The organism is Rhizobium sp. TH2 (genome assembly GCF_024707525.1).
Lineage (GTDB): Bacteria > Pseudomonadota > Alphaproteobacteria > Rhizobiales > Rhizobiaceae > Rhizobium_E.
The window spans coordinates 189,827-201,980 of sequence record NZ_CP062231.1; the positions used below are offsets into that span (position 1 = coordinate 189,827).

At 61.9% G+C, this 12,154-nt stretch carries 11 protein-coding genes; 5 read left to right on the top strand and 6 right to left on the bottom strand.

Annotated features, from left to right (window positions below; genetic code table 11):
• Positions 1 to 84 precede the first annotated feature (84 nt).
• Genes IHQ71_RS01050 through IHQ71_RS01070 form a run of 5 tightly spaced genes read left to right on the top strand, consistent with a single transcriptional unit; the run spans position 85 to position 4,325 of the window.
• The gene (locus IHQ71_RS01050; RefSeq protein ID WP_258160036.1) at positions 85 to 1,446 is read left to right on the top strand and encodes an NAD(P)/FAD-dependent oxidoreductase; all 1,362 of its coding nucleotides are present in this window, start codon (positions 85 to 87) and stop codon (positions 1,444 to 1,446) included.
• The gene (locus IHQ71_RS01055; RefSeq protein ID WP_258160037.1) at positions 1,443 to 2,264 is read left to right on the top strand and encodes a DUF1365 domain-containing protein; all 822 of its coding nucleotides are present in this window, start codon (positions 1,443 to 1,445) and stop codon (positions 2,262 to 2,264) included. Before IHQ71_RS01050 ends, IHQ71_RS01055 begins: the two co-directional genes overlap by 4 nt.
• On the top strand, positions 2,251 to 3,483 hold the full coding sequence (locus IHQ71_RS01060) for a class I SAM-dependent methyltransferase (RefSeq protein WP_374989939.1): 1,233 nt from the start codon (positions 2,251 to 2,253) through the stop codon (positions 3,481 to 3,483). Before IHQ71_RS01055 ends, IHQ71_RS01060 begins: the two co-directional genes overlap by 14 nt.
• 34 nt (positions 3,484 to 3,517) lie before the next feature.
• Entirely contained in the window at positions 3,518 to 3,889 is a 372-nt protein-coding gene (locus tag IHQ71_RS01065; RefSeq protein WP_258160039.1) for a DUF2147 domain-containing protein, read from the top strand.
• Positions 3,890 to 3,920: 31 nt separating this feature from the next.
• Positions 3,921 to 4,325 (top strand): DUF2177 family protein, encoded by a 405-nt coding sequence (locus IHQ71_RS01070; RefSeq protein ID WP_258160040.1) that lies wholly within the window; start codon positions 3,921 to 3,923, stop codon positions 4,323 to 4,325.
• A gap of 89 nt (positions 4,326 to 4,414) precedes the next feature.
• Here IHQ71_RS01070 and IHQ71_RS01075 read toward each other — a convergent pair whose 3' ends face one another.
• The 6 genes from IHQ71_RS01075 to IHQ71_RS01100 form a co-directional block, all read right to left on the bottom strand.
• A complete protein-coding gene (locus IHQ71_RS01075) occupies positions 4,415 to 6,310 on the bottom strand; it encodes a calcium-binding protein (protein WP_258160042.1) in 1,896 nt (631 codons plus the stop codon).
• A 153-nt stretch (positions 6,311 to 6,463) separates the two neighbouring features.
• A complete protein-coding gene (locus IHQ71_RS01080) occupies positions 6,464 to 7,420 on the bottom strand; it encodes a helix-turn-helix transcriptional regulator (protein WP_258160043.1) in 957 nt (318 codons plus the stop codon).
• A gap of 93 nt (positions 7,421 to 7,513) precedes the next feature.
• Positions 7,514 to 7,741 (bottom strand): hypothetical protein, encoded by a 228-nt coding sequence (locus IHQ71_RS01085; protein ID WP_258160044.1) that lies wholly within the window; start codon positions 7,739 to 7,741, stop codon positions 7,514 to 7,516.
• Between the two features lie 98 nt (positions 7,742 to 7,839).
• Positions 7,840 to 9,522, bottom strand: coding sequence for an ABC transporter ATP-binding protein (locus IHQ71_RS01090; protein ID WP_258160045.1), 1,683 nt, complete (start codon positions 9,520 to 9,522; stop codon positions 7,840 to 7,842).
• Positions 9,519 to 10,463, bottom strand: coding sequence for an acetamidase/formamidase family protein (locus tag IHQ71_RS01095; RefSeq protein WP_258160047.1), 945 nt, complete (start codon positions 10,461 to 10,463; stop codon positions 9,519 to 9,521). Before IHQ71_RS01095 ends, IHQ71_RS01090 begins: the two co-directional genes overlap by 4 nt.
• A 65-nt stretch (positions 10,464 to 10,528) precedes the next feature.
• A complete protein-coding gene (locus tag IHQ71_RS01100) occupies positions 10,529 to 12,130 on the bottom strand; it encodes an ABC transporter substrate-binding protein (protein WP_258160048.1) in 1,602 nt (533 codons plus the stop codon).
• Positions 12,131 to 12,154: the final 24 nt, after the last annotated feature.

Sequence of the window (12,154 nt, forward strand, 5' to 3'; positions counted from 1 at the left end):
AAACCGTCGGGCAAACCGCTCCGTACCTTAGGCAAAACAACAACAACGAAAGCCGGCAACGGCGGATACGGAACAGAGGGTTTCATGGGCTATCACGATCGGAACGGCGGCGGGCGTCCTTTGAATATCGCTGTGATCGGTACCGGGATTTCCGGACTGTCGGCAGCCTGGCTTCTCTCCCAAAAGCACGATGTCACAGTCTTCGAAGCATCCGATCGCGTCGGCGGTCACAGCCATACGGTGGATTATGAAAGCGCCAATGGCCCAGTGTCGGTCGATACCGGCTTCATCGTCTACAACGAGCTGACCTACCCCAACCTCACCGCCCTTTTCCGCAAGCTGGATGTTCCCACCGCGCCTTCGAACATGTCTTTCTCGGTGTCGCTCAATCAGGGCGCTTATGAATATTCCGGCGGCACGGGGTTCGGGCTTCTGGCCCAGAAATCCAACCTCGTCAATCCGCGCTTCTGGTCGATGATCGCGGATATCATGCGCTTCTATCGTAACGCCGTGCGCGACCTTCCCAAGATGGGCGACATGTCGCTCGATGAATATCTGGCGCGAAATGACTATAGCCGCGCCTTCCGCGAGGATCACCTCTATCCCATGGCGGCAGCCATCTGGTCGACGCCAGCTATGGAGGTCGGGGATTATCCAGCCGCAAATTTCGTGAAATTCTGCCGTAATCACGGCCTGCTCGAAATGTGGGGTCGTCCCATGTGGCGCACCGTAAAGGGCGGCGCCCGCGAATATGTCAATCGCATGACCGAGCGGTTCTCGGATCGCATCCGGGTATCGACGCCGATCGGAGCAATCCGCAGGCATGCGGGCCGCGTCGAGATCTCGGACGCGAAGGGCAATATCCAGATATTCGATGATGTCGTCATCGCCACGCATGCCGATCAGGCGCTGAAGATGCTCACCGATGCCAGCGCCGATGAGCGCCGCGTGCTCGGCGCCTTCCGCTATTCCCGCAACGAGGCGATCCTGCACAATGACACCGGCCTGATGCCGGTGCGACGTGCTGCGTGGTCAAGCTGGAATTACCTTTCCGATGATCGCGAGGGCTTCAGCCAGCCGTCGATCACTTACTGGATGAACAAGCTTCAGCCGCTCGGTTCAGCGCCGCCGACCTTCGTGACGCTCAACCCGTGCCGCATGCCGCGCGAGGAGACGATCATCAGCCGTGAAGTCTGTGAACACCCTGTCTTCGATCTCGCGACAGATCGCGCGCAACAGGAAATCTGGTCGCTTCAGGGCCTGCGCAACACCTGGTTTTGTGGCGCCCATTTCGGCAGTGGCTTTCATGAGGATGGCCTGCAGGCGGGCCTCGCGGTCGCCGAGGATCTCGGCGGTGTCCGGCGGCCCTGGCAGGTGGCCACCGAAAGCGCCCGCATCGTGCGCAAGCCGGTCGCCTATCCCGTCGCGGTGGAGGCTTTGGCATGAGCAAGCCGCTCACATCGGCGCTCTATCCCGGCCGTGTGACACATGCCCGGTTCAGACCGAAAGTACATCGGCTGAGCTACCGCATCTATTCGCTCCTGCTCGACCTCGATGAACTCGATGAGGTCGATCGGCGTCTTCGCTGGTTCTCGGTCGATCGCTTCAACCTTTTTTCCTTTTATCGCAACGATCGCGGCGACAGCACGGGTCGCGATCTCAAGGGCCAGGTCGAGCGGTCGATGCGCGCCGTCGGCGTCGAGCCAGACAGCGGCCCGATCCGCCTGCTGGTCATGCCGCGGCTTCTGGGCTGGGCCTTCAATCCGCTCAGCACATACTTCTGCTACCGCAAATCGGGCGAACTGGCCGCCATCCTCTGGGAGGTCGACAACACCTTCGGTGAACGCCACGGCTACATGATTCCGGCTGCCCCGCCGGAACCGGGCGGCGAGATCGTGCAACACTGCAAAAAAGCGTTCCATGTCTCGCCCTTCATGGACATGGACCAGCGCTATGTGTTCCGCGTCTCGCCGCCTGCCGAACGTCTGTCCATCACGATCGAGACATCGGATGCCGAAGGTCCGATGCTGACCGCGCGTCACCTGGCGCGTAAGGTAGAGCTTACTGATGCGGCGTTGCTTAAAGCATTCTTTGCTATTCCTTTTCTCACGCTGCGTGTTGTTGGAGGAATTCACTGGGAGGCCTTGAAGATTTGGCTCAAGGGCGTCAAGTTGCGTTCCAGGCCGGCGCCCCCGCGACATCCAGTTTCGGTCGTGCGCGAGGTGCCGGGTCCGAGGGGGGCAAAGATCCGTGAACCAGCTTGAAGAACATTCGTCCGTTTCGATTGGGCCCGCTGTCGTGGCGGGCGGGCTAGGTGTGCGGCTGCTCGGCAAGCTGACATCGGGCATCCGCTACGGCCGCCTGCGGATTGTACTGCCATCGGGCGCCGTCATGGAGAAAACCGGCCCGGAAGATGGTCCCGAGGCGACGATCGTGATGCAGCACTGGCGCATGTTGCGCCGCGTCATCACCGGCGGCGACATCGGTTTTGCCGAAGCCTTCATGCATGGCGATTGGACCACGCCCGACCTCACATCGGTCATCCGGTTCGCAGCGAGGAATAGCGAAGCGCTCGCGCCCGCAATGCAGGGCAACGGCCTGGTACGCCTGATCAGCCGCATCGGCCATACGTTCCGGGCCAATACGAGGAAGGGCGCCCGGAAGAATATCGAAGCCCACTACGACCTCGGCAACGATTTCTACAAGCAGTGGCTCGATTCCACGATGCTCTATTCCTCGGCGATCTGGGACGAGACGACGAAATCTCTTGAATCGGCCCAGCTACTGCGGATGAAACACATCCGCGAAAAGCTGGAACTAAAGGGTGGCGAGACGGTTCTAGAAATAGGCTGTGGCTGGGGCGCGCTTGCCGCGAACCTGGCAGTTGAAGCGGATGCGAAAGTGACCGGCATTACGCTGTCCCCGTCGCAGCTGTCCTGGGCCAGGGATGTCGTCGCGCAGACAGGCAAGTCTGGGCAGGTTGATCTCCGGCTACAGGATTATCGAGATACAGAGGGAAAATATGATCGGATCGTTTCGATCGAGATGTTCGAAGCGGTCGGCGAAGCCTATTGGCCGAGTTACTTCCAGACGCTCAAGCGCTGTCTGAAGGAGCGTGGCAAGGCGGTGCTCCAGATCATTTCGATCGAGGAGAAGCGTTTCGAGGATTATCGCCGCAGCACGGATTTCATCCAGAAATATGTGTTTCCCGGCGGTTTCCTGCCCTCGGACAAGGCCCTGTCGGCGGAGATCGCCAATGCCGGGCTGAAGCTGAAGGAGATCGAGCATTTCGGCAAGTCCTACGCCAGGACGCTCGCGGAATGGTGCAACAGGTTCAAGGCGCAGTGGTCGACCATCGCACCGCTTGGTTTCGATCAACGCTTCCACCGCCTGTGGGAATATTACCTCTGCTATTGTGAGGCAGGGTTCGAGGAAGGCTCCATCAATGTGGGCTTCTATACGGTAGAACACGCAAACGGTTGAACGAGGATCGTTTGCGGAAAGAGGAGATGTCGGCATGAAAGCGTTTCTGACAATCGCAACGATCGCAGCACTCGGTCTCGCGGGCGCCACGCAGGCCGCGGATATCAACGGCGACTGGGCCCGCGGCGATGGCAGGGCGCGCGTCAAGATCGCCAAATGCGGCGCCGATATCTGTGCCACCAACACCTGGATCAAGCCCGGCACGCCGAGCGAGAAGGCCGGCGACGTGCTGGTCATGAAGGTCAAGGCTGATGCCGATGGCAACTATGCGGGCTCCGCCTTCGATCCGCAGCGCGACATGAGCTACAAGATCACGCTCACCGTCAAGGACAGTTCGATGACCAGCAAGGGCTGCGTGCTCGGCGGCCTGCTCTGCAAGGGTGTCAACTGGACCCGCCTGAACTGATCATCCCTGACTTGGTGAAGCGGACTGCCAGATGAAAACCATCCTTGTCGCCTATGTCGCCACGCTCGTCGTCTTCGTGGCGATTGATTTCATCTGGTTGAGCTCCATGGCCAATGTGCTCTACAAGCCCACGATGGGCGACATGCTGGCGCCCGATTTCCGCCTGGCGCCGGCCGTCCTTTTCTATCTCATCTATGTCGCCGGCCTCACTTTCTTCGCCGTGCGGCCGTCGTTGCAAAGTCTCGATCTTCTGATCGCGCTCTTCTACGGCGCGGCATTCGGATTTGTCGCCTACGCCACCTATGACCTGACCAATCAGGCGACGCTGAAGAACTGGTCGACGACACTCACCATCGCCGATCTCGCCTGGGGCTCATTCCTGTCGGCCATCGCGGCCGCCGCAGGCAGCTGGACCACGCAGCGTTTCACCGCGTGATCCCATGATAGTTAGGCGGTGGCACCCGCGTGGGAATTGATGCCACCGCCTTGATCGCACGTCTTCGGTTGAACGGGGAAGACGTACGCTCAGAGCAGGAAGTCGCTGGCCCGCAGCTTTGTGATCTCATCGAGAAGAAGCGAGAAATCGGCCTTGCCGTCGCCATCGGTATCGCCCGAAATGATGGCGTTTCCGTCCTTGATCTCATAGCGCAACTCGCCCGCTTCCTTGTGGAATTTGGCAGTCCCGATGAAGTCGAAACTCTGGTCGCGCCGCCTGTCCTCGTTGGCATCGATGCGTCGGAGATCGATATCGTCCTCGTTGCGGATAAAGTCGGTGATCGTATCGCGGCCCGTCTTCGGCGCCGAATCCTTCAGGTTCGAGAACAGGAAGATATCCGCACCGTCGCCGCCGCTGAGGAAGTCGCCGCCGCCATCTCCGCTCAGCACATCGTCGCCATCCCCGCCTGAAAGCAGATCGCCGCCACCGCCGCCCTGCATCACATCATTACCGGCCTGTCCGCGCAGGACGTTGAGGCCGGTATCGCCGATCAGCGTATCGGCCTGTTTCGAACCGGTAAGGTTTTCGATCGAGGTGAAGCTATCGCCCAGCGCATCGCCAAGATTGCTCGCGGCATCGGCAAGGCTAGCCAGCACGCCGTTTGCCGAGAGATCGTAGCTTGCGGTATCGTTGCCGTCGCCGCCGTTGAGAGCATCGCCGCCGCCCGCGCCCTGCAATATGTCGTCGCCTTGCCCGCCGTCCAGCGTGTCTGCAAGGTTCGTGCCCGTAAACTGCTCGGCGCTCTCGTCACCGGTCCAGTTGACCGCGCCTTGGCGGGGATCGACGATCCGGCCGTAGATCTCGCTCGACCCGCTCGATGAATCCCAGGTCACGACGACGCGACCGTCGATCGTTTCGGAGGCGGTGATGCGGGAAATGTCGGTGGAGATGCGATCCGAGATGGTGAATTCGGTGCCGATCTTGGTGCCGGTGCTGGAGATCAGTTGGCCGAGCACGTCGTCGTTCCCATCCCTGCCGCCGTCGTACCAGACGACGAGGAAGTTTCCGTCCCTCAGGCCCACCACCTTTTGCATGGTGCCCCAATGCGTGTGGCCAGACGTGTTGATCTGGAATTCCTCGCCGCCATTGATCGAGCCATAAACGGCATAGTTTCCACCGCCCACATGTTCGTTCCACACGGCCATGAACGTATTGCCCGTCGAATAGGATACGTCGGGATCGGTATGAAACTCGTCGAAGTCCCCCTTGTCGACGCGATAAAATCCCGGTTGTCCGCCGATCTCGGTTCCGTAGATGCCGTCGCTATGGTTGCTGGCATTGCCGAGATTGTCGTCCCAGATCACGTTGACACGGGTACCGTCCCTGCTGTTGGCGACAGCGGCGTTGGAATCCGCGCCGATGCTGTCGCTCAGCCGCTCGGACGGCCCGAGCGGCTGGCCGTCGGCGCCGTAATGCTGGATGCGGACCGAGTTGGTGTAGCTGTGTCCCGGGCCGGGATCGGTATCCATGCTCGAGTCGTCCCAGACGAGATAGAAGCCGCCATCGCCGTCGCCCACGACGTCGGGCCGCTTTGCCACGTTGTCGGTCCAGTCGGCATTGCTGTGGATCGGTTCGGTGACCGGCAGGCCGTCCGCGCCATAGACGCGGTGATAGATATTCTCGTCTACCCCCTCGCGCTCGGACCAGGTGACCACGAAACCGCCGCCCTTCAACGCGGCGATGTCCACCATCTCATGATCGACGAAGACGTCGTTGTTGGCATCGACGATCGTCTGCTCGCGGAAGACGGAACCATCGGCATTGTGGATTACATAGCGCAGAGTGCCACCCAGTGCATCGCTGCTGCGATAGACGGTGGTGAAGCGGCCGTCGTCGAGGGCGGCCACTGCGGGCGAGTTCTGGCTGTCGTTGGTGTTTACGGGATTGAGCTGATAGGAGGCGCCGGAAAAAATCGGTGTTGGCAAGACTGTTCACTCCGCTTTGTTTTGAGGAAAAGCGGCCATGTCCCTCCTGCCGCGACGCCGGTATAGACTGCGTCGGCAGGCACGCTCTTGGTCGGGGGCGAACGGATGCGGCCTGTGGCGAACGGGCGTGCTTGTGGAGGGGTGCCTCGGGCTTTACCGCTCGTATCTCATCATCGTCGCGGCGCGGATATCCGACGGTGTCATGTCGAAGCGCTCGCGGAAACTGCGGTTGAAATGCGAGAGATCGCCGAAGCCACAATCGTAGGCGATGGACGAAATGCTCTGCGCCAGCGCGGCGATGTCGCAGAGCATGGCATGGGCGAGTTCGAGCCGGCAGCCGCGGACGTAATCCGAGAAGGTCGTCCCCTCGCGCTCGAAGAGCCGCTGGATGTAGCGCGGGGAAACCCCCTGGCTTTTCGCCACGCTGCCGATGCCGAGGCCGGGATCCTTGAGGCGCGCCTGGACATCCTTCTTGATGAGTTCGAGGCGTGCCGCGCCGATTCCCGTCCGGTCGAAGCTGGTATTCTGGCCGATCGCCGCGCCGAATGCGAGCGCCGCGAGATCGTAGAGGTGGCTCGCCGCACGGCTGTCGGCGGCCTGCGCCTCGGCGGGATTTCGGAACAGGAGATCGGCATAGCCCGCCGCCAGCGCGGCGCCGGCCGTGCCGAGAGGGGCATGGTAGAAGGGCCGGCCATCGATCCGCGGCAGGCGCGCCTTGAGCTGCGCGAACCCCAGGGACACCACGTTTACGTTGACATGGGGAAGCCGGAATTCGGCGACGGAGGCTTCGCTTACCAGCATCAGGTCGCCGGCCTTCACTGAAAACGGCTCGCGTCCCTCGACGGCGAGTTCACAGTCGGCGTCGTGAACCGTCAACAGGTAATCCTCCCGCCCGTCTGTGATCATCTCCCGCGTCCGCTTACCGGCGATCGGCGAATAGCGCGCCTTGCACACCATCACATTGTCGGACAGCGCAACGGCGCCGAGCTCGATTCTAATCTCATCATCGAGCGGGCGAAACTGCCTGCGCGCCACGATCCGGCCGACAAAGTCATGCAGAACGCCGAGCCTCTCCCGGCGTGGCAGATGGTCGGTTGAAAAGAAGTTCATTTTTTATCCGGGAATGGCCAGGAAGCGATCGCCAATTCGTAGCAATCGTTTCAGGATTTGGCAATCCGTTCGTCCCGCTGGCGTCCAGGTTCGCTATTCGGCAGCATGCAGCTCGCGGCTGCGCGCCCGGACCGCGGTCGCCAAATAACCGCGCAGGTCGCCATGTGCGGCCTTGTCGAGTTCCTCGCGCGATACGCCGTCTTCGTCGGCGTCCTCGAGCAGTTCAGCCATCAGTGCATCGAGATCGTCGGGTTCGACAGTCTGCTGGTCGATGAAACTCTCTCGCCAAGCGGCAAGAAATTCTTTCGGGGAATCGTTCATGCCTGCCTCCTCGTGCCGCGACGTGCGGCGTTCACTGCGCGGGGTAACGTGCGGTCGGCATGGTTGTTCCGGTAAGAGGTGGCGGCGGAAAAAGCCCGTCAGATCGCCGAGCGGCGATAGGCTGCCGGATCGGGGATCGGCACGGCGGCCATCAGTGCCTTGGTATAGTCCTCGCGCGGGCTCTCGAAAATCTCCCGCCGGGTGCCGGATTCCACGATCCGCCCGGCGCGCATTACCGCCACCTTGTGCGACATGCGCTCGATCACCGCCATGTCGTGCGAGATGAAGAGATAAGCGAGCCCCATCGTCTCCTGCAGTTCCAGCATCAGGTCCAGCACGCGGGCGCGCACCGACACATCGAGCGCCGCGACACTCTCATCGGCGACGATCAGCTTCGGCTCCAGTGCTAAGGCCCTCGCGATGCAGATGCGCTGCCGCTGGCCCCCGGAGAATTCGTGCGGATAGCGGCTCGCCGCATCCGGCGCCAGGCCGACGCGGCGCAGCAATTCGGCAACGCGATCCTGCCGCTCGCTTTTATTGCCGATGTCGTGGATCACCAGCGGCTCCGCCACCGCCTTGCCGACCGACATGCGCGGATCGAGCGAGGCATAGGGGTCCTGGAAGATCATCTGCGCCGCGCGCCGCACCGGCTTCATCTCGCGCTGGCTGAGGCCGGCAATGCTGCGGCCGTCGATCTGCACCGAACCGAAAAACGGTATCAGCCCCAGCACCGCCTTGCCCGTGGTGGATTTGCCCGAGCCGCTCTCACCGACCAGGCCCATCGTCTCTCCGGGCATGATGTCGAACGACACGTCCATCACCGAAGCGGCGGCCGCCTTGCGCTTGAACAGCAATCCCGTGCCGCTGCTATAGGTCACGCTGAGGTCGCGCACGTTCAACACCGGCGTCTTGCCTGGTGTCGGCAAATGGATCGCGGACTTCGAGACCCGTGGCGGACCATCCGTGCCGGCATGCGCGCCGAGCCTCGGCACCGCAGCCAGCAACTGCCGCGTATAAAGTTCGCGCGGATGGCCGAAGATCTCCATCGACGGACCCTGCTCGACGATCCGGCCGTTCTGCATGATCACCACGCGGTCGGCCATCTCGGCCACCACGCCCATGTCATGGGTGATCAGGATGATCGAGGTGCCGAACTCCGTTTTCAACCCGCGCATAAGGGTCAGGATCTGCGCCTGTACCGTCACATCGAGCGCGGTGGTCGGCTCGTCGGCGATCAGCACCTTGGGCCGGCAGGAAAGCGCCATGGCGATCATCACCCGCTGGCGCATGCCGCCGGAGAGCTCATGCGGATATTGCTTCAGCCGTCGCGCCGGATCGGTCAGCTGCACCTTATCCAGCATATCGAGTGCGATCGCCTCGGCATCGGCCGAACCCTGATGCTCGCGGATCGCCTCGGTCAGCTGCGCGCCGATGCTCATCACGGGATTGAGCGAGGTCATCGGCTCCTGGAAGATCATAGCGGCTTCGCGGCCGCGCACATGCCGCATCGCGCTGTTGGAGAGCCGCGTCAGTTCCCGCCCATCGAGCCGGATCGAGCCCGACGCGACTTGCAGCGAAGCCTTGGGCAACAATCCCATGATCGAGAGCGAGGTCACGGATTTACCCGAACCGCTCTCGCCGGCGATGCACAGCGTTTCGCCTGCGAAGAGATCGAAACTGATATCCTCAAGTACGGCTTTGCGGCCTTCAGGCGTCCGTGCATCGACGCTGAGCTTGTCTACTTTTAGAACCGGCATCCCGGCGGGCATTGCTTCCGTCACGCCAGCACGATCCTCGGGAAGTAGAAGGAGACCACCCAGTTCGGCATATCGACGATCTCGCTGATCCGGAGGTCGCCGCAGACGGAGCAGAGCATATAGGCATCGACCGCGCTATAGCCATGTTCCGATGTGAGCAGGTCGATCATCCGCATCACCGCTTCGCGGGCGCCGGTCATCAGGTCGGGGCCGATGCCGGTCGTGACCTCGTAACCCATGCCATCGAGATGGCGGCTCACCGGCTCGGTCGTCGTGAAGCGCGGCGTCTTGAGATTGGCGCCTTTCACGAGATCGAGCGTCAGCTCGACATTCATCTGGCTTTCGATCGCGGTGCCGCAGACCTCGCCGTCGCCCTGCGCGGCATGGGTGTCGCCGACGGAGAACAGTGCGCCTTCGACCTCGATCGGCAGGTAGAGCGTCACGCCTGCTGTCAGGTCACGAATATCCATATTGCCGCCAACACGCCGCGGCGGGACGACCGAATGCAGGCCCGGCTCGGCCGGCGCTACGCCGATCGTGCCGGCAAAGGGCTTGAGCGGCACCTTACCGCCGGGGCCATAGGCGGACGGCGCCATCGAGGCCGTGTCATAGGTCCAGACATGCAGTGCCGGATCCTTGAACTGGTCGGCGAGCAGGCCGAAGCCCGGAATGTTTGCTGTCCATCCCACGCCGGATGGATGGAACTTGTTGATCGTGACCTTCAGCGCATCGCCCGGCTGCGCGCCCTCGACATAGACCGGTCCCGAGACCGGATTGATCTTGGCGAAATCGAGATTGGCGAGCGTCGCGAGCGTCGCATCCGCGCCCAGCTGTCCGCCGGAGGAATCCATGCATTCGAAGAGGATCGTCTCGCCGGGCTTGGCGGTCAGCGCGGGCGGGAAATCGCGGTTCCAGCCGAAATTATGCTGGGCCTGGTGGATCGTGTGGTTACAGATGCTGCACATGGGAATTCTCCGGGAATGATGGTCTCCCCGGAGCCCTGCACCGGGGAGACATTGATCCGAAACGCTTACTTCACGAAAATCGCGTCGTAATTGATGACACGGGTCGGATCGATATAGATGTTGTCGGCGCCGCCCATGCGAAGCGACTTGGCGACGACACGGCGTTCATTGGTGACGGGGATCCACGGCGCATCCTTCATGGCGTCGGTGAAGATGCCCTTCCATGCCTCGATGCGTTCGCCGGACTTCGCCGGATCGGACATCGAGTCGGCCGCTACTGCGCGTTTGTCGAGATCGGGGTTGCAATACCACGACCAGTTCCAGCCGCCCTGAACCGCGCCGCCGCAGCCCAGGATTGGGCCGTAGAAGTTCGACGGATCCGGGAAGTCGGCGATCCAGGCCATGCCGCCCGACCAGATCATCGGCGCTTCGCCCTCGGTGCCGCCGGCCGCGATGACATTGCCCTGCGCCAGCGCGCGGATTTCGGCCTTGACGCCAACGGCCGCGAGATCCTGCTGGATCGCCTGGGCGATGCGCGGCTGCGGATCGGTGTTGGTGGAGTAAAGCACCGTCTCGAAACCATCCGGCAGGCCGGCCTCGGCGAGCAGAGCCTTGGCCTTCTCCACACTGTATTCATAGCCGGCATAGTCCTTGTCATAGCCCGGCATCAGCGGCGGCAGCACCTCCTTGGCGGGCGTCGCGCGGCCGTTGAGAATGCGCACGATGCGTTCCTTGTTGATCGCATGGTTGACAGCCTGGCGGACCTTCAGGTTGTCGAAGGGCTTCACCTTGACGTTCAGCGTCACATAGCCGGTGTGGAGCTGCTCGCCATCGACGATCATCTGCGCGCCATCGGCCGAGTTCTTGATCTCGAGGAATTTCGCCGGCGGAATGCCATCACCCGCGATATCCACTTCACCCTTCTGCAGCCGCAGCAGCGCGACCAGCGGCTCCTGGCCGACCTCGACCGTAAAGCTGTCGACCTTCGGCACGTCGGCAACATAGTAGTTCGGGTTCTTTTCGAACACGAGTTTCTGGCCGATCGTCCAGTCCTTGAGCACGAAGGTGCCGGAGCCAACCGGCTTCTTGCCGAAATCACCGCCGGCGGCTTCGACCGCTTCCTTCGGCACGACGGAGGCGAAGTTGATCGCCAGTACATGCAGGAAGGTCGCGTCAGGCCGCGAGAGCTTGAAAATCACGGTCGAATCGTCCGGCGTCTCGATGCCGGGAAGGTCGATCGCTTTGCCTGATGTCAGTTCCGCAAAGCCGTTGATCGCACCGAAGAAGCCGGCGCCAGGGCCTTGCGTCTTTGGATCGACCGCGCGCTCGATCGAGTATTTCACGTCCGATGCCACGACCTCGCGGCCGTTGGAGAATTTCACGCCCTTGCGGAGCTTGAACGTATAGATCAAGCCATCGGGCGCCACTTCGAAGCTTTCGGCGAGCGACGGCACGAGGTTCGCGGTGCCCGGTTCATAGTCCATGAGCCGTGAGTAGAGGCTCTTGATCATCGACCAGTTGACCCAGTCGTATCCGATGGCCGGGTCGAGCGTGGTGATATCGTCCTTGTAGGTGACGACGATATCCTTGCCTTCGGCGTTTGCGGCGAATGGCGAAAGTGCCATCACCAGGGCAGTCGTCGTTCCGAGTAACCAGCGTTTGAACATTGTTGTTCCCCTTCTTTGGTTGCT

Bases quoted from the DNA above. Each gene is read 5' to 3' on its own strand.
- IHQ71_RS01050 (WP_258160036.1), top strand. From the start codon at position 85: ATGGGCTATCACGATCGGAACGGCGGCGGGCGTCCTTTGAATATCGCT.
- IHQ71_RS01055 (WP_258160037.1), top strand. From the start codon at position 1,443: ATGAGCAAGCCGCTCACATCGGCGCTCTATCCCGGCCGTGTGACACAT.
- IHQ71_RS01065 (WP_258160039.1), top strand. From the start codon at position 3,518: ATGAAAGCGTTTCTGACAATCGCAACGATCGCAGCACTCGGTCTCGCG.
- IHQ71_RS01070 (WP_258160040.1), top strand. From the start codon at position 3,921: ATGAAAACCATCCTTGTCGCCTATGTCGCCACGCTCGTCGTCTTCGTG.
- IHQ71_RS01080 (WP_258160043.1), bottom strand. From the start codon at position 7,420: ATGAACTTCTTTTCAACCGACCATCTGCCACGCCGGGAGAGGCTCGGC.
- IHQ71_RS01085 (WP_258160044.1), bottom strand. From the start codon at position 7,741: ATGAACGATTCCCCGAAAGAATTTCTTGCCGCTTGGCGAGAGAGTTTC.
- IHQ71_RS01095 (WP_258160047.1), bottom strand. From the start codon at position 10,463: ATGTGCAGCATCTGTAACCACACGATCCACCAGGCCCAGCATAATTTC.
- IHQ71_RS01100 (WP_258160048.1), bottom strand. From the start codon at position 12,130: ATGTTCAAACGCTGGTTACTCGGAACGACGACTGCCCTGGTGATGGCA.